The following is a 14,872-nucleotide window of genomic DNA, read 5'->3' as shown; positions in this document are numbered from 1 at the left end:
CAGAACACCGAGCCCAACGGGCTCGCAAGCGCGACCGCGCGCCCGTAGCGTCAGCGAGGATGAGGATGACCGGCCCGTCAGGGCCGCAAGGCCAAAGGCCGCCCGCAGCGAAGCGAGGATCGACCGAGCGGAGGCGAGGGAGAACAGAAAATCCCAAGTCCGCAGGACCGAGTAAATATTCACAACAAAAAGCGCCCGCCGGAGGACTCCGGCGGGCGTTATCTTGTCGCTCAAGAAGTGTAAGGCCTTAGCCTTGTTTCTTCTTGCCGCGCGGTTCGATGCCGCGACCGGTGGTGCGCTCGGCGATACGCGCGGACTTACCGCGGCGATCACGCAGATAGTACAGCTTGGCGCGGCGCACTTTACCCTTGCGCTTGATCTCGATGGACTCGATCAGCGGGCTGTACACCGGCCAGACGCGTTCCACGCCTTCGCCGAAGCTGATTTTACGCACGGTGAAGTTCTCGTTCAGACCGCCGCCGGAGCGAGCGATGCAGACGCCTTCGAAACGCTGAACCCGCTGGCGGTCGCCTTCGCGGATCCACACATTCACGGTCAGCGTGTCACCCGGAGAGAACTCGGGGATTTTCTTGTCGCCGAGCACGCGGACGGCTTCTTCCTGCTCGAGCTGTTGGATCAGGTTCATGGCTCTTCTCCTTGACGCCGCTGATATCTCGTCCAGAGATCGGGTCGGCGCAGTCGCGTTATATCTTCGGCCTGTTCCTTACGCCACCGGGCGATCCGGCCATGATCGCCTGACAGCAAAACGTCGGGTATTTCATGCCCGTCCCATTCACGCGGTCGCGTATAATGGGGGTATTCGAGCAGATCACCCTCAAAACTCTCGTCTTCGGTGCTCTCGATCTTGCCAAGCACGCCGGGGATCAGCCGCACACAGGCCTCGATGAGGACCATGGCGGGGGCTTCCCCCCCGGCGAGCACGGCGTCGCCGACACTCACCTCGTCCATGCCGCGTGCTTCGATGACCCGTTGGTCGAGGCCTTCGAAGCGGCCGCAAAAGACAATAACGCCCGGACCCGCCGACCACTCTCGCACCATGGCTTGAGTGAGCGGCTTGCCGCGAGGCGTCAGATAGATCAACGGCCGTCCATCCCTTGGAAGACTGTCGACCGCCGCCGCCGATACGTCAGGGCGCAGCACCATTCCTGGGCCGCCGCCAGCCGGCGTGTCGTCAACGGAGGCGTGCTTATGACGGGAAAACGACCGGATGTCCACCGTCTCGAGCGCCCAGAGTCCGTTCTTTCTTGCAGTCTCGAGCAATGAGACCCCAAGCGGACCCGGAAAAGCGTCCGGATAGAGGGTGAGAACCGAAGCGTTAAACGTCATGGCGCGCGCTTATGGGGCGCCAAACCCTGTGACGCAAGGAGAGAAGGGAGTCAGGGGGCGTCGGGACAGGTCGGGGCGCCATCCACGGGGTGCTCATGCCAGTCGCGATGAAGATCATCGTTGCGACCGTTTGAGAGCATGAAATCGTGCTCGGATGTGATGCAGGCTGTTTCCAGTTCCAGAGGAACAAGCCAGACCGAGTTTCCGGACGCTGCGATGGCGTCGTCTTCAAAGGCGCTTCCGCCCCTTCTGAGGCTATCATTTGGTCTGAAGGCCTGACACTGGGTGTCGATCTGGAGCGGCAAGCCGGTCGGGGAGAGTTCGAGCCGCATATTACAGCGCCCTTCCAGGCCCCGCTCAGCCGCCCGACCAGGATATTGCGCAAGCGTCTGGATCAGCCAGGTTGGTTCGGGCAGCCGCCAGCCTTCTGCGGTCAGGTGGAAGGTGATCTCTTCATTGACGGAGATGCTGGGTTCGCGTCGAGGTAGCGGGACGGGCGAGACGGTGCGGTCGGCGACCGCTGAGGCGTAGGTTTGCAGCTCAAGGGCGTTCGGTGCATCGGTCGGGCACATCAGATTGAAGTTCTCGATCACGCCGTTTTCTACGTTGCCGACAGGATTACAGATGGCGGTCTGCAAAGGCTCCGCTGAAGCCTGTGCCAAGGTTGCGATAGAGATCAGCGTGAGTAGCGCCATCTTGGCGAGATCCTTTTGCGTTTGAGCCGTCTTGGTTATTCCAGATCCGTCCGGCGCGCGCTGATCACGCGCCAGCTGCCGTCGGTTCTCGGGTTCAAGAGCCAGACCGTGCCGGTGATGCGCGGGCCGTTGCCGGGGTTCAGTTCAGGATAGACGGTGCGGGCGGCGATGAGCGCGCGGTCGCCATTGGCGCTGAACTCAGCGCGGCTCGGTTCGATGCGAACGGCGTTCGCATTACGCGCTGCTGAGGCGCGCACCAGCTCAGCCTCATACGGATCGGCGAGAGGCCTGGCGCAGGGCGTGGCGCGATGTGATTGATTGATGTTGAAAAACGCCGTCCACAACGCCTCATCGGCGTGGAGCCGGTCATCGCCGACTTCCGCGTAGGCCGCCTCCCAGGCGCGCATCTCGCGCTCGGCCCGGTTCAGGCCGACATCACGCTGCATGGGCCTGTAGGCTCGCCAATAGGCGCTGCGCAGGGCCTGATCCGTCGCGCCAGAGCGCCAGGTTGGCGAAAAGCCCATCTGCCGCACATAGGCCCAGCTTTCAGAACCCATTTCCGGCCAGAGCCCCGTCCGCCGGGCCAGCTCGGCGCTATCGCCGCTTTCAGCGGCCGCGCCCAGGATCGGGCTCAGCACCGCTGTCGTCACCGCGCACTCACGATCCGCCAGACTGACCGGTGTACTGGCGCAGGCGGTGAGGAAAAATACGGTGGCGAGGATTGCGCTTAGTCGGAGCATTGCGGCGCTTCAGCATCGGGGAAGGGCGGCGCCTCTGATCCTGTACCGTCGGGTTGGCTCAGATTGTATTCATTATCAAACGGCACACAGGGCGCATCTGCGCCATTCGGCACAAGCCAGTAAGAGTTTCTGGCCGCATCTGAGGACGCGCGTACAAACTGTCCGGCGCTTCTTGAATGGCCGTCTTCGTGACTGGTGCGGCACTCCCAGGAATCGCTGCGGCGGCGGCCATTCGCTCTGAGTTCGATGGTTCCACGGCAGCGCGCTGCAAGGCCGTCACCCGCTGCGTTCGGCGGGTAGCTGGGCGGGGCGCGAAAGAGCGGCGTGATTTCTGCAAGGTCCCAGCCTTGCTCGGTCAGGGTGAAGTCCACCGCGCGCGCCCGTAAGGGGTAGATCGTTTCAATTCTCGTCCGGCTTCGGGCGAGAATCTCATTGGCGGAAGCCTGTAACGCGTCAGCGTCAGGCGCGTCTTGCGGACAGGTGAAGGCTGGGGTCCATCGACGCCCGGCCTGCTCCCAGCTGAGCTGACAGTCTGCCGTCACCGGTTCAGCGCTCTGCAGTGATAAGGCGCTCGACAGCGCGGCGAGCCAGATCATGGATATCCCCCTCTTTTGAAGAGAGGGTGCCCCAGTGGTGCTCGCTCATCAAGCGAGTTCGCGCTTATTGGTCTTTGTCTTCATCGCCTTCAATGGTTTCAGGCGGGTTGGCGACCAGCTTGCCCGCGGCGAGGTCCATATGCGGGACCGCCGCCTTGGTGAAGGGCAGGAACCAGACGCCGTCCGGGCCTGAGATTTCCAGAAGATCGCCGGCGCCGAAATCCTGCACCGATTTGACCTTGCCCAGGGCGTCGCCCTCAAGGTCTTCCACTGTCAGACCGATCAGGTCTGAATAATAAAACTCGTCCTCTTCCAATTCCGGCAGGGCGCTGCGCGGGGCGTGCAGCAGCGTGCCTTTCATCGCCTGCACCTGCTCGCGGGTGAGGTTTTCCTTCAGCCGCAGCGTCACTGTTCCGTTCGGGCCGGGTTTGGCTTGCGTCGGGGTCAGGATCACCGCGCCGGATTTATCCAGGAACGGGCCATAGCTGCACACTTGGCTCGGGTCGCCGAAGGGCTTGATTTTCACATCCCCGCGCACCCCATGGGCACCCGCGACAGCGGCGATGACGACAAGCTCTTCTTCAGGTGCGGGCATGACGGGATCCTTTTCTGGCGCTCTGTCTGCCCTGAAGAGCGCTCCAGCTCAAGACGGGCGCTGCGCGGGACACAGAGGGTCAGCACGAGAGAGGGGTCAGGCCACGATAGGTTCGACTTCGGCCTCAATCACTGCGCCTTTTTCAGCCCGCGCAAGCTCAAGATCATATCGGTTCTGCAGGTTCATCCAGAATTCTGGCGTCGTTCCGAAGAATCTCGCCAGGCGCAAGGCCATGTCGGCATCGCACCGGGCGCCATCCAGTAATCTGACGACGCGCTGACGCCCAACGCCGAGTTTCTTAGCGAAGGTAGGAGCTTTGAGGTTGAATTCGGGCAGATAATCTTCCCGAAGGTGATCACCGACGCTTTGCGGCGCGATGAAAGATTGCGGCATAAGGAACTCCCGAGGGTTAAGTGTGCCGAGGTAGGTATCAGTTCTGGTTGTTCAGTCTTCTGCAAGCTTAGTGATAGTCCTCGAACCGGACCGCATGGGCATCGCCATCGTGAAACTCGAAAGTGATGCGGGATTGCCGGTTTACACTGATGGACCAGCGGCCCGTCTGATCGCCCTGTAACAAGTGCAGGCGATGGGATGGAGGCGTTTGCAGGTCCGTTATTACCCGTGCAGCGTCTATGCGATCGAGAGCCCTTTTGGCGCGAGGCGCAAGTTCTGCAGGAACGCCTTTGCTGATACGTCCTTCAAACAAGGCTGCAGTTTGCTTGTCAGCGAAGGATCGGATCACTCGCGTTTCTCCATTATTCGAGGTGTACCGGAAGTCGTTACATATTACAAGCAAAATGTAACGAAGACCGTTACACTCTAGGTGCTATTCCTGCTTCGGTGGCGCTAGGGCATGCCGCCCTGAAAGGCTTCGGTCTCGCCTGAACTGGCTTCATAGAGCGCCACCGCCCCGCCGCAGCCGGGCTGGACGCATTTCAGCGCGGTCTCTACCTGATCGAGATGGGCGTGGGCGAGCGCGCGTCGGGCCAGCAATTCCTGCGCGGTATAATAGCGCGCGGCGCTGCAGGTCTTGCAAAACGCCTCCAGCCGGCTTTGTGGCGGCAGATCGTCAAGGCGAAGTTCGGTTTTCCAGGTCATCACCAGAAGTCCTCGGCATAGGGAATACGTGTGAACGCGATTTTGCCGCCCGCATAGCCGCCCGGCGGCGGGGTCCAGACCCCTTGGGTGACTAAAGATTTGGCGTAGCGGCTGTTGAGAGAATCGATGGCGTCCTGCAGGGCGTTGCGGCGAGCGCGGTCTTCAGCGTTCTCCTCCACCAGCCAGTCAGTCTGGGTGACGCCGGGATCATCAAGGTCGCACAAATACATGCCCGCCCGCATGGGCCGCGCGCGCGGATCGGCGCGTTGGGCCGCGCTCCACAGCGTATCGAGCGCTTTCAGGCAATCGCGGTCGGTGCGGGCGCTGTGCAGGGGCAGTTCCCCGCTCCAGCCGCCGTCAATATGGCGCAGCCACAGCCCCATCCGCCCGGCGGTGCGGCCGTCGCGGCGCATGCGGCGGGCGGCCTTCACCGTCAAAAGCCGGGCGCAGTCATAGGCGCTGGGCCAGCTGCGATGGCTGGGCGGCAGGACGCGGCCATGGCCATACATGCGGCGCTGGGCGGCTTCGGCCTGAATGTCGTAGCCGTGCAGCGCGTACCAGAAGCGCTCGCCCGCCACATTGCGCCACAAGGCGCGCATCTGCTTGGGCTGCAGCGCCCAGAGCGCTTTCATGTCCGCCACCCCCGCCTTCAGCAGGCGCTTGCGCATGGACGAGCCGATGCCCGGCGCTTCCTCCACCGGGCGCTTGAGCAAGGGCCCCGGCAGGTCTTCAGGCCGCCAGATCGTCAAACCGTCGGGTTTGCCCAGCTTGCAGGCCATTTTGGCGAGAAAGCGGTTGGGCGCCATGCCGATGGAGGCGGTGACCACGCCACCCGTTTCCGCCGCGATGCGCGCCTTGATCGCGTTCGACACGACGTGAGGGTCGGCGATGGCGCGGGCGTCGAGCTTGCAGGTCAGCTCGTCAATGGATTTCACCGCCCCGATGGGCAGAACGGCGCGGATTTCCGCCACCATCACGGCGTGCATGCGGCGATAGAGGTCGGGCTTTTGATCCACCAGGATCATGTCGGGCACGGCTTCGCGCGCCTCGCGCACGGTCATGACCGAGCTGGCGCCTTTCGCCTTGGCTTCTTTCGAAGCGGCGATGATGCAGGTGTTGCGCGCGCCCTTCATGGGGATCACACCCACGGGCCGCCCCCTCAGGCGCGGATCGGCGTATTGCTCGACGCTGGCGAAGAAGCTGTCAAAGTCGAGATAGAGCTGCTCGATGGTGTCAGGTTTGCGCATGTGTCTGTTCCGCAGGCGGCTGTCCGCTTTGGAACAAAGATAGAACAAATGCGTTCAGGGAAAAACCCGAAAGAGTCACACGGGCGTCGAATGCGCTGACTCCAGATGTGAAAAACCCCGCCGTGCTTCCACGACGGGGTCGATCAAACCGCTGATGGGAAACTTATATAAGTCGGGCAGGAGGCGTGTGGCATTTAGCTTTCTTGACTTTAGCGGTTCAGGTTCATCGTCGGGGACCAAATTGGTTTCTGTGTCGGCGTTTGTGTAAAACCTGTACAGCATACATTTATATGGCCAAAATCAGTGTCGATCTTGAATTCATACAATGTTTGTCCATGAGGAGTGCGCTTATCAAGAGTTTTACATTCAATCATTCTGATGTCAGTAGGTACAGCGTCTTTTAAAATATCCCATTTTTGAGATGCTTCAAAATGATTGATATTCTCAAATTTAAGCAATGATGGTAAAATTAGAAAATCAGCATCTATATCCGTAAGTCCCTCTAATATATAATCAATATCTAATGAAATGGATAGAGATTGGTCAGGCATGCGTAGTGAATACAAGCGGCAGCATGACCAGCCCATTATTTTGAAATCACTCGTCGTAAATGTATACTCGTGTGTGTAACTTTCTGTCATTGGCCTAATGTGTCCTGAACCATGGGTGCCAATGATATGAAAAACCCCGCCATGTTTCCACGACGGGGTTGATCAAACGCCTGGAAGAGAAAGTCCTATTCGGACTTTTCTTCTTCAGCGGCGGCCTCTTCAGCAGGGGCTTCTTCTTCAGCCGGAGCGGCTGCAGCAGCGGCTTTGGCTTCTTCTTTTTCGAGACGCTCAGCGGCGCGCTCTTTGGCTTTTTCGCCCGGCTCGGCTTTTTTCGGGTTGTTGCCGTGGGTCCACTCATAGACGCCGGCGTCTTTCAGGAAGCGCGCCACGCGATCGGTCGGTTGGGCGCCTTTCTTGATCCACTCGGCGGCTTTCTCGGTGTCCACAGCCACGCGGTTGTCGTGGTCTTTCGGGAGCATCGGGTTGTAGTGACCGATTTTCTCGATGAAGCGGCCATCGCGCGGCATGCGCGAGTCGGTCACGACGATGCGGTAGTACGGGCGCTTCTTGGCGCCGCCACGGGCGAGACGAATTTTAACAGACATAGTGCGAGTCCTTTAAGGTCATTTTTTCTTTGAGAGGCCGAGCGGAAGGCCGTCTGGCCCCAGCGGTCCGCCGATACCTGGCAATCCCTGGTCGCCTGGGCCGCCCAGCCCCGGCAGGTCGGCGCCCTTGGGCGCGTGTCCTTTGAGAAGATCAGAGGCCGCATCGCCCAGACCGGGAGGCATGCCGCCCCCCATGCCCGGCATTCCGCCGCCCATTCCGGGCATGCCAGGCATTCCGGGCATCCCGCCCTTTTTGCCCTTCTTGCCCATCTTCTTCATCATGTCCGCCATCTGGCGGTGCATTTTCAAAAGCTTGTTCACCTCCGGCACGGCCACGCCGGCGCCCATGGCGATGCGGCGCTTGCGGCTGGCTTTGAGGAGGTCAGGCTTGGCGCGTTCTTCGCGGGTCATCGACAGGATGATCGCTTCTTGACGTTTCAGCGCGGTGTCGTCGAACCCGGCATTGGCCATCTGGGCCTTCGCCGCCTTGTTCATGCCCGGCAGGAAGCCCATCATGCCGGAAATGCCGCCCATTTTCTGGAGCTGGCGCAACTGGTCGGCCATGTCTTCCAGGTCGAACTTTCCCTTCGCCATCTTTTTGGCGAGGCGTTCGGCTTTCTCGTGATCGACCTCGGCGGCGGCTTTCTCCACCAGCGAGACGATGTCGCCGCGCCCCAGGATCCGGCCCGCCAGGCGTTTCGCGTCGAACGCGTCCAGCCCGTCGACCTTTTCAGAGACGCCCAGGAATTTGATCGGCAGGCCGGTGACCCAGCGCATGGACAGCGCGGCGCCGCCGCGGCCATCACCATCCATCCGGGTCAGCACCAGGCCGGTCAGTTTCAAACGCTCGTCAAAGCGCTTGGCGGTCTCCACCGCATCCTGACCGGTCAGGCTGTCAGCCACCAGAAGGGTTTCGCGCGGCCGCGCCACATCGGCGATCTTCGCGGCTTCGCCCATCATCTCTTCATCGATGGAGGTGCGGCCCGCGGTGTCGAGGATCACCACGTCATAGCCTTGCAGGCGGCCCGCGCTCATGGCGCGCTTGGCGATCTCGACGGCGGACTGGCCCTTGACGATGGGCAGGCAGTTCACGCCCGCCTTTTCCGCCATCTGCGCCAGCTGCTCCATCGCCGCCGGGCGGCGGGTGTCGAGCGAGGCGACGAGGACTTTTTTCTTCTCGCGCTCGGAAATGCGCTTGGCGAGCTTGGCGGTGGTGGTGGTCTTACCCGAGCCCTGAAGACCCGCCATCAAGATGGCCACGGGCGGCTCACCGGTCAGGTTGAGGCCCTCGGGCTCGCCCTCGCCGCCGAGCAGGTCCACCAGGCCGTCATGGACGATCTTGATGACCTGTTGGCCGGGGCTGACCGAGCGGATGACGTCTTCGCCGATCGCCTTTTCACGGACTTTCGCGGTGAAATCCTTCACCGCCGGCAGGGCGACATCGGCTTCCAGAAGGGCGACGCGGATCTCGCGCAGGGCGGCGTCCACATCCTTTTCCGACAGCGCGCCGCGCCCGGTCAGGCTGTCAAAGACGCCGGAAAGCCGTTCTGAAAGTGAGTCGAACATGTGTTCGCCTGCCTCGTTTCGCTTCTGGTCACACCGATAAGGTGTGGATCAAGCGCGCACGCCGCAACCATCCCACTGGACGAGCCTTCGTCGAGCGGGGGACCTCGCCCGCCTCCGGGCGTTCATTCCTGATCAATGCAGGACGCCGTGTGCGGGTAAGGCAAGCGAGTTGCGCTTGCACTGAAGCGTGGGCGTTTACGCGGGGGGCGGGGAAGAGTCAAGGGTGAGGATAGCGATGATCTTATCCCACAGGGCTGAAATGGGGTGAGACTAGGCGCTTCCAGAAGAGGAGAGCGCCATGAAAACCCCATACAAGAAACCTGCGTTTCAGACTTCGCGGTCAAACCGGACCTCTAGCAGGGACGCCTCGCCCGCGCAGGAGGAAGAGCCTGCCGTATGTAACACCATTCGTCGCAATATTGGCGATGATAGCGCTCAGATCCGAACTTATGAGTTGGAAATCAGCCGCCGACGGGAACAGATCAGACGCTTGCAAGATGATATCGCCATGTTGGAACTGCGGCGCCAGCAATTGAGGGCGGCAGAGGCTGATGTTCCCCGACTACCTGGGCCGGACCTTCCTGTACAGGCGCGCGGGCGTTTGGGCGCGTTGCTTCGAATCTTGAAAACTCTGGGCCAGATTCATGATGCGGTGTTCCTGGCGGATGCGATCAATCGCGCCGTGGCGGTCAGGCAGGCCGAGCAAGAGATTGATCGAAACATAAACAGTGCTGAGCGAGATATTGAGCGGATCAGGGGAGAGCTACGTCAGTACCAAGGCTTACTGGATGATCGCGTCGACTGGATGAAACGACACTTCAAAGCGTTCAAGGACAATGGCTGTGAGGGCAGCGCCTTCAACAGCTACCGCTTCACCCCGTCATCGCGCACGCGCCGTTTATTGACCTAACCAAACGGATGATCCCGCACCGCGCTCTCACACGCCGCCATGTCCGGATGGGGCCGGGCGCGTTGATAGAGCTGATCCATGCGCGGCGGGCGCAGGAAACAGCCCGCCGCGTCATAGCGTCCGGCATAAAGCTGGCCGGTCGCGTCCAGATGATAGGTGAAGATCAACGACAGATTGGCTTCAAGAGCCTGCTGGTCGAGACGCGCGGCCAGTTCGGCGATGTCTGCAGGCTGTTCGCCTGTGACGATCCAGCGGAGATATCGATAGCTGACGCTGGTGATGGCGTTGGGCGGATTGTCGTCCGGACCCATGAACACGCCATCCGCGACCGCAATCTCGCAGTCTATCGCGGCGAGGTCTCCACCTTCTGCAGCCTGTACAGACCGCGTGTAATCGCGCTCCAGCGTGCCGCAGGCGTCCAATATCCGCCGCTCATGGGGTTCAAGACGGCTGCAGGCCGTCAGACCGAGCGCCAGAGCCATGCAGACGACAATTAGACGCATCTTTCCGGCCTTTCCTGCCATCTAACCGAACGGATGATCCCGCACCGCGCTCTCGCACGCCGCCATGTCGGGATGGGGCCGGGCGCGTTGATAGAGCTGATCCATGCGCGGCGGGCGCAGGAAGCAGCCGTTTTTGTCATAACGACCCGCGTATATCTGTCCGGTAGCGCGCAGGAATTCACTATAGTGAATTACCAGGTCGGCTTCTAAGTGAGCCTGGTCGCAGAGGGCGGCGAGCTCGAGAATGTCGTCGGGCTGCTCGCCTGTCACGATCCAGCGCAGATAGCGGAAGGTGACGCTGAACAGGGCGTAGGGCGGGTCATCATATGGCCCCATGAAAACGCCGTCGGCGATGGCGATCTCACAATCAATGGCGGCGAGCTCGCCGCGATAGGCGGCCTGGCGCGTGGCGTCAAAATCTGGATCCAGCGTCCCGCACGCCTCCAGTATGCGCCGCTCATGGGGATCAAGCGGGCTGCAGGCCGTCAGACCGAGCGCCAGAGCCATGCAGACGACAATTAGACGCATATTTCCGGCCTTTCCTGCCATCTAGCCAAATGGATGCTCCCGCACCGAGGTCTCGCACGCCGCCATGTCGGGATGGGGCCGGGCGCGTTGATAGAGCTGATCCATGCGCGGTGGGCGCAGGAAGCAGCCCGCCGCGTCATAGCGCCCGGCATAAAGCTGGCCGGTCGCGTCCAGATGATGGGTGAAGATCAGCGACAGGCTAGCTTCAAGATATTGCTGGTCGAGATGGGCGGCCAAATGCATGAGATCGTCGGGTTCTTCGCCCGTCACGACCCAGCGCAGATAGCGCCAGCGCACGCTATCAACCGCTTCGGGCGGGTCGAGTGCGCGCATGCTGTAACTGCCGTCTGCGACCGCAATCTCACAGTCGATGGCGTTCAGATTTCCCATGAGTGAGTCCTGTCTCACGGCCTCAAGGTCAGGCTCCAGCGTGCCGCACGCCTCCAGTATGCGCTGTTGATGCGGCTCCAGCGGGGCGCAGGCCACCAGAGCGAGCAGCCCAAACAGAAGTGAGAAAAACTCGCGCATGGGGCGAGTTTACGAGGCGCTCAAAGTCCCGGCAAGGAGAAACCCCGACTGTCCCAAAACGCGTCTGAGTCAGGCGCAGTGCCGCTACAACTGATCAATATAAACCCGGCATATGGGGCTGGATCTGCTCGAAATCGTGTTGGCTCCATAAGGGCTGGGTCAGCGCCCGATCTGCGAGCGCAAGAAGGGCTGGATCTGTCCTCAACTCAGTCGGGATGGGCTGGTCAGGGTCGAGGCGTATTTCGAGGGCCTGCCAGAACAGCTGCATCTCGGTTGACGCTAGGCCATCTCGTTCACGAGACGGCGCATGCACCGGGCGGCCTCGGAGTCGCTCGTGAAAGCCGCGTACATCACAGGTCGCGGATCAGCTTCCCGCTCAAGCACGGCGTTCCAGCTCGGACATATCCTGTCCCAGGGAAGCGTGGCGTGGAGGCTTTCAGGGCGTAGCTGGGCCGGGCCGAGCGTATACAAATGCTCACAGATATCCGAGGCCGCGTCGGCTTGAGCGGCTTGAAAGAGCGGCTCGATAAAGTCCGACGATTCCAGGCAGCCATAACGCCCTTGGGTGACCCATCCCGCCTCGGGCCGCTCCAGCATCAATCCGCGCAACAGCCGGGTTCGGGTCGTGCGCTCAGACCGCCGGATCAGATCCGCCGGGATCGCATCGCCTTCGTCCAGCAGGGCCATCCGCCAGATGACAGGGTCTGCCGTGGGGCCGTCATGGGCCGAAGCGTCCGCCCATGCCAGACGGCAGGATTGCTCGTCCCGGCTTAAGGTGCTCATCGGGGCGAAGTTCGGCGAAGCGCCCTTGCACGCGGCGAACGCCAGCCTTTGATCCCGAGCTTGCCCGGCGTCCTGACAGGCCGCAGACAGCGAGACACAGACAAGGCTCAGACATACAACCCAGACACGCATGCGTGAAATTTATCACCCTGTATGGCGATAAACAATGATCTGCTCCCCTGGTGCGCGATCAGCAAGACTTGATCCTAGCCGCCTTCCATTCCGCCTTTGCATCCCCTACCTGTCAGCGCAATGATCCCGCCTCTGCCCGAAAGGCTTGCCATGCTGACCCTTGCTTTCCAGATGGACCCGATCACCGATGTCGATGTGAACGCGGACTCCACTTTTGACATTGCGCTGGAGGCCTTTGGGCGCGGCCATGAGATCTGGGTGTATGAGCCGAAACATCTCAGCCTTGAAAACGGCAAGGTCCGCGCGACGGCCCAGCGGGTGAAAACGCTGGAGCGCGTGCAGGGCGCGCATGTGACCTTGGCGGAGCCGGAAGTTCTGGACCTGCACACGGTGGACGCGATCTTCCTGCGTCAGGATCCGCCCTTTGACATGAGCTATATCACCACCACCCACATGCTTGAGCATGTCATGGACCAGGTGCTGGTGGTCAATGATCCGCGCCATGTGCGCGACGCGCCGGAAAAACTCTTCGTCACCCATTTTGAAGGCGTAATGCCGCCCACCCTGATCACCAGCTCGGAAGCGCAGATCCGCGACTTCTTCGAGCGCCATAATCGCGACATCGTGGTCAAGCCGCTGTTCGGCAATGGCGGGGCGGGCGTGTTTCGGGTGCGAGAGACGGCGGAAAATCTCGCCTCTCTGGTGGAATTGTTCCAGCAACTCAGCCGGGACCCGCTGATGGTGCAGGCTTTTGTTCCGGATGTGCGAAATGGCGACAAGCGCGTCATCCTGGTGGATGGCGAGCCGGTGGGCGCGATCAATCGCGTGCCGGCTGAGGGCGAAGTGCGCGCCAACATGCATGTGGGCGGCAAGGCGGTGAAATCTGACCTGACCGAGCGCGATCTTGAGATTTGCCGCATTATCGGGCCGGAGCTGAAACGCCGCGGCCTCGTCTTTGTGGGCATCGACGTGATCGGCGACTATCTGACCGAGATCAACGTCACCTCGCCCACCGGCATCCAGGAATTGCGCCGCTTTTCCGGCGTCGATGTCTCCGCGCTGCTGATCGACTGGGTGGAAGCCAAGCGGGCCTGACGCCCGCTTCACTCAGATCAGCTGCGGCAGGGCGTCCGCCAGCGCGCGCACATCGTCTGGTGATGTGAAGACGCCCGGCGTCACGCGCACGCACGCCCCATGGGCGACGCCTGTGCGATGGACGGTGAAGATCCGGTGCTCCTCCAGCAGGCGGCGCGCCAGAGCGATATTGTCGTCTGAGCTTGTGCGGCCGGGCGCCCTGAACGAAGTGATGGCGGCGTGCAGCCCTGGCTCATCGGGGGTGAGCACGTCAAACCCCGCCTCCCGCGCGGCGTCCACCCAGAGGCTGCGCAGATATCTCAGACGCGCCGCCTTGCGCGCCGGTCCAATCGCGTCGTGCAGGTCAAGCGCGGCGGGAATGGCGAGAATGGCGGCGAAATTGGTCGTTCCGGTGTGGACGCGCGCCGACAGGTCGCCGGGGCCGCGCACCGCTTCGCCCATGAACGGATCAATATCCTCGATCCGGTCTTTGCGCACATACATCAGGCCGACGCCCAGCGGCGCGCCAATCCATTTGTGCAGGTTGAAGCCGATGAAATCAGCGCCGAGATCGGCGGCCTGAAAATCGATCTGTCCCCAGGAATGGGCCGCATCCACAATCACATCCACCTGCCGGGCGCGCGCCATGGCGCAAATCTCAGACACCGGAAGGACCAATCCTGTGCGATGGCTGAGATGAGTGAGCAGCATCAGGCGCACATGCGGGTTGGCGATCAGCGCCTGTTCATAGGCGTCGATCAGGCCCTGGCGCGTGGCGGGTTCGGGCAGAGTGATCGTTACAAGGTCCGCGCCGCGCCGCTCGCGCAGCCAGCCCATGGCGGTCTGCATGGAGCCATAGTCGAGATCGGCGTACAGCACGCCATCGCCCGGTGAGAGTTTGTTATAGCCGCCGATCAAGGCTTGCAGCGCTTCGGTGGCGTTGCGCGTCAGGACGATTTCATCCGCGTCACAGCCCAGGGTCCGGGCGATCTGGTCCATGACAGCGCGCGCTTCGGTCCAGAATTCGCGCCGGGCATAATAGGAATTGCGGCGGTTCACCGTCTCCACATGCGCGAGATAGGCGTTTTGCACCGGCCGCGCCATCATCCCCCAATTGCCATGTTCCAGGTGAATGACCTCATCAGTGACGTCGTAGAGCCCTGATACTTCAGCCCAGAATGTTTCATCTTGCGCGGCTTCAAGCGGGTCGGCGCTGACATTGGGCAAAGCGCGCGCCATGCCTGTCAGAGACAAACCCGCGGCAGCGGCGGAGAAGATCGATCGGCGGGTCATGTGCGGCATGAAAAACTCGTATCAGCTAGGAAAAGCAGCAGGGGCGCCGCATCAACGGCGCCCCTGTGCCTGTAGATGTTT

The 14,872-nt window shown here is 61.6% G+C and carries 20 protein-coding genes; 2 read left to right on the top strand and 18 right to left on the bottom strand.

Annotation, left to right across the window (positions count from 1 at the left end; translation table 11 throughout):
* Window positions 1-247: 247 nt before the first annotated feature.
* The 13 genes from rplS to ffh all read right to left on the bottom strand — a co-directional run bounded on the left by rplS (window position 248) and on the right by ffh (window position 9,040).
* Window positions 248-646: a 50S ribosomal protein L19 gene (rplS, locus tag ACQ66J_RS06390; protein ID WP_107712113.1), complete on the bottom strand. Its 399-nt coding sequence runs from the start codon at window positions 644-646 to the stop codon at window positions 248-250.
* Window positions 643-1,347 carry a tRNA (guanosine(37)-N1)-methyltransferase TrmD gene (gene trmD, locus ACQ66J_RS06385; protein WP_430430954.1) on the bottom strand — a complete coding sequence of 235 codons (705 nt, stop codon included), beginning with the start codon at window positions 1,345-1,347 and terminating at the stop codon, window positions 643-645. The genes rplS and trmD overlap by 4 nt, the downstream gene beginning before the upstream one ends.
* A gap of 50 nt (window positions 1,348-1,397) precedes the next feature.
* Window positions 1,398-2,042 (bottom strand): hypothetical protein, encoded by a 645-nt coding sequence (locus tag ACQ66J_RS06380; RefSeq protein ID WP_430430953.1) that lies wholly within the window; start codon window positions 2,040-2,042, stop codon window positions 1,398-1,400.
* Window positions 2,043-2,077: 35 nt separating this feature from the next.
* The gene (locus ACQ66J_RS06375; RefSeq protein ID WP_430430952.1) at window positions 2,078-2,782 is read right to left on the bottom strand and encodes a hypothetical protein; all 705 of its coding nucleotides are present in this window, start codon (window positions 2,780-2,782) and stop codon (window positions 2,078-2,080) included.
* Window positions 2,770-3,378, bottom strand: a complete 609-nt coding sequence (locus tag ACQ66J_RS06370) for a hypothetical protein (RefSeq protein ID WP_430430951.1) — start codon at window positions 3,376-3,378, stop codon at window positions 2,770-2,772. Before ACQ66J_RS06370 ends, ACQ66J_RS06375 begins: the two co-directional genes overlap by 13 nt.
* A gap of 64 nt (window positions 3,379-3,442) precedes the next feature.
* Window positions 3,443-3,973: a ribosome maturation factor RimM gene (gene rimM / locus ACQ66J_RS06365; protein WP_430430950.1), complete on the bottom strand. Its 531-nt coding sequence runs from the start codon at window positions 3,971-3,973 to the stop codon at window positions 3,443-3,445.
* Window positions 3,974-4,069: 96 nt separating this feature from the next.
* A complete protein-coding gene (locus ACQ66J_RS06360; protein WP_430430949.1) occupies window positions 4,070-4,366 on the bottom strand; it encodes a HigA family addiction module antitoxin in 297 nt (98 codons plus the stop codon).
* A 67-nt stretch (window positions 4,367-4,433) separates the two neighbouring features.
* Window positions 4,434-4,715, bottom strand: a complete 282-nt coding sequence (locus ACQ66J_RS06355) for a type II toxin-antitoxin system RelE/ParE family toxin (protein ID WP_430430948.1) — start codon at window positions 4,713-4,715, stop codon at window positions 4,434-4,436.
* Window positions 4,716-4,819: 104 nt separating this feature from the next.
* Window positions 4,820-5,071: a hypothetical protein gene (locus ACQ66J_RS06350; RefSeq protein WP_430430947.1), complete on the bottom strand. Its 252-nt coding sequence runs from the start codon at window positions 5,069-5,071 to the stop codon at window positions 4,820-4,822.
* Entirely contained in the window at window positions 5,071-6,318 is a 1,248-nt protein-coding gene (locus ACQ66J_RS06345; RefSeq protein WP_430430946.1) for a Y-family DNA polymerase, read from the bottom strand. The genes ACQ66J_RS06350 and ACQ66J_RS06345 overlap by 1 nt, the downstream gene beginning before the upstream one ends.
* A gap of 209 nt (window positions 6,319-6,527) precedes the next feature.
* On the bottom strand, window positions 6,528-6,959 hold the full coding sequence (locus ACQ66J_RS06340) for a hypothetical protein (protein WP_430430945.1): 432 nt from the start codon (window positions 6,957-6,959) through the stop codon (window positions 6,528-6,530).
* A 95-nt stretch (window positions 6,960-7,054) separates the two neighbouring features.
* The gene (gene rpsP / locus ACQ66J_RS06335) at window positions 7,055-7,474 is read right to left on the bottom strand and encodes a 30S ribosomal protein S16 (RefSeq protein ID WP_430430944.1); all 420 of its coding nucleotides are present in this window, start codon (window positions 7,472-7,474) and stop codon (window positions 7,055-7,057) included.
* An 18-nt stretch (window positions 7,475-7,492) separates the two neighbouring features.
* Window positions 7,493-9,040: a signal recognition particle protein gene (ffh, locus tag ACQ66J_RS06330; protein WP_430430943.1), complete on the bottom strand. Its 1,548-nt coding sequence runs from the start codon at window positions 9,038-9,040 to the stop codon at window positions 7,493-7,495.
* A 298-nt stretch (window positions 9,041-9,338) separates the two neighbouring features.
* On the opposite strand from ffh, the gene ACQ66J_RS06325 reads away from it, so the two are divergent.
* Complete coding sequence (locus ACQ66J_RS06325; protein WP_430430942.1) at window positions 9,339-9,950, top strand: hypothetical protein; 612 nt, start codon at window positions 9,339-9,341, stop codon at window positions 9,948-9,950.
* Here ACQ66J_RS06325 and ACQ66J_RS06320 read toward each other — a convergent pair.
* The 4 genes from ACQ66J_RS06320 to ACQ66J_RS06305 form a co-directional block, all read right to left on the bottom strand.
* Window positions 9,947-10,453: a hypothetical protein gene (locus ACQ66J_RS06320; protein ID WP_430430941.1), complete on the bottom strand. Its 507-nt coding sequence runs from the start codon at window positions 10,451-10,453 to the stop codon at window positions 9,947-9,949. The two genes, ACQ66J_RS06325 and ACQ66J_RS06320, sit on opposite strands and share 4 nt — an antisense overlap.
* Before the next feature lie 21 nt (window positions 10,454-10,474).
* Entirely contained in the window at window positions 10,475-10,981 is a 507-nt protein-coding gene (locus tag ACQ66J_RS06315) for a hypothetical protein (protein ID WP_430430940.1), read from the bottom strand.
* Between the two features lie 21 nt (window positions 10,982-11,002).
* Entirely contained in the window at window positions 11,003-11,509 is a 507-nt protein-coding gene (locus tag ACQ66J_RS06310) for a hypothetical protein (protein WP_430430939.1), read from the bottom strand.
* Between the two features lie 279 nt (window positions 11,510-11,788).
* Entirely contained in the window at window positions 11,789-12,424 is a 636-nt protein-coding gene (locus ACQ66J_RS06305; protein WP_430430938.1) for a hypothetical protein, read from the bottom strand.
* Window positions 12,425-12,574: 150 nt separating this feature from the next.
* On the opposite strand from ACQ66J_RS06305, the gene gshB reads away from it, so the two are divergent.
* Window positions 12,575-13,519 carry a glutathione synthase gene (gshB, locus tag ACQ66J_RS06300; protein WP_430430937.1) on the top strand — a complete coding sequence of 315 codons (945 nt, stop codon included), beginning with the start codon at window positions 12,575-12,577 and terminating at the stop codon, window positions 13,517-13,519.
* A 12-nt stretch (window positions 13,520-13,531) separates the two neighbouring features.
* Here the strand turns inward: gshB and ACQ66J_RS06295 are convergent, their stop codons facing one another.
* On the bottom strand, window positions 13,532-14,800 hold the full coding sequence (locus tag ACQ66J_RS06295; protein ID WP_430430936.1) for an aminotransferase class V-fold PLP-dependent enzyme: 1,269 nt from the start codon (window positions 14,798-14,800) through the stop codon (window positions 13,532-13,534).
* Window positions 14,801-14,872 lie beyond the last annotated feature (72 nt).

The organism is Oceanicaulis sp. (assembly GCF_965284345.1).
Classification (GTDB): Bacteria; Pseudomonadota; Alphaproteobacteria; order Caulobacterales; family Maricaulaceae; genus Oceanicaulis; species Oceanicaulis alexandrii_A.
Note: the sequence above shows the minus strand (reverse complement) of the source record. Positions and strands in the feature narration are given on the sequence as shown.

Bases quoted from the DNA above. Each gene is read 5' to 3' on its own strand.
- rplS (WP_107712113.1), bottom strand. From the start codon at position 646: ATGAACCTGATCCAACAGCTCGAGCAGGAAGAAGCCGTCCGCGTGCTC.
- trmD (WP_430430954.1), bottom strand. From the start codon at position 1,347: ATGACGTTTAACGCTTCGGTTCTCACCCTCTATCCGGACGCTTTTCCG.
- ACQ66J_RS06380 (WP_430430953.1), bottom strand. From the start codon at position 2,042: ATGGCGCTACTCACGCTGATCTCTATCGCAACCTTGGCACAGGCTTCA.
- ACQ66J_RS06375 (WP_430430952.1), bottom strand. From the start codon at position 2,782: ATGCTCCGACTAAGCGCAATCCTCGCCACCGTATTTTTCCTCACCGCC.
- ACQ66J_RS06370 (WP_430430951.1), bottom strand. From the start codon at position 3,378: ATGATCTGGCTCGCCGCGCTGTCGAGCGCCTTATCACTGCAGAGCGCT.
- rimM (WP_430430950.1), bottom strand. From the start codon at position 3,973: ATGCCCGCACCTGAAGAAGAGCTTGTCGTCATCGCCGCTGTCGCGGGT.
- ACQ66J_RS06360 (WP_430430949.1), bottom strand. From the start codon at position 4,366: ATGCCGCAATCTTTCATCGCGCCGCAAAGCGTCGGTGATCACCTTCGG.
- ACQ66J_RS06350 (WP_430430947.1), bottom strand. From the start codon at position 5,071: ATGACCTGGAAAACCGAACTTCGCCTTGACGATCTGCCGCCACAAAGC.
- ACQ66J_RS06345 (WP_430430946.1), bottom strand. From the start codon at position 6,318: ATGCGCAAACCTGACACCATCGAGCAGCTCTATCTCGACTTTGACAGC.
- ACQ66J_RS06340 (WP_430430945.1), bottom strand. From the start codon at position 6,959: ATGACAGAAAGTTACACACACGAGTATACATTTACGACGAGTGATTTC.
- rpsP (WP_430430944.1), bottom strand. From the start codon at position 7,474: ATGTCTGTTAAAATTCGTCTCGCCCGTGGCGGCGCCAAGAAGCGCCCG.
- ffh (WP_430430943.1), bottom strand. From the start codon at position 9,040: ATGTTCGACTCACTTTCAGAACGGCTTTCCGGCGTCTTTGACAGCCTG.
- ACQ66J_RS06325 (WP_430430942.1), top strand. From the start codon at position 9,339: ATGAAAACCCCATACAAGAAACCTGCGTTTCAGACTTCGCGGTCAAAC.
- ACQ66J_RS06320 (WP_430430941.1), bottom strand. From the start codon at position 10,453: ATGCGTCTAATTGTCGTCTGCATGGCTCTGGCGCTCGGTCTGACGGCC.
- ACQ66J_RS06315 (WP_430430940.1), bottom strand. From the start codon at position 10,981: ATGCGTCTAATTGTCGTCTGCATGGCTCTGGCGCTCGGTCTGACGGCC.
- ACQ66J_RS06310 (WP_430430939.1), bottom strand. From the start codon at position 11,509: ATGCGCGAGTTTTTCTCACTTCTGTTTGGGCTGCTCGCTCTGGTGGCC.
- ACQ66J_RS06305 (WP_430430938.1), bottom strand. From the start codon at position 12,424: ATGCGTGTCTGGGTTGTATGTCTGAGCCTTGTCTGTGTCTCGCTGTCT.
- gshB (WP_430430937.1), top strand. From the start codon at position 12,575: ATGCTGACCCTTGCTTTCCAGATGGACCCGATCACCGATGTCGATGTG.
- ACQ66J_RS06295 (WP_430430936.1), bottom strand. From the start codon at position 14,800: ATGCCGCACATGACCCGCCGATCGATCTTCTCCGCCGCTGCCGCGGGT.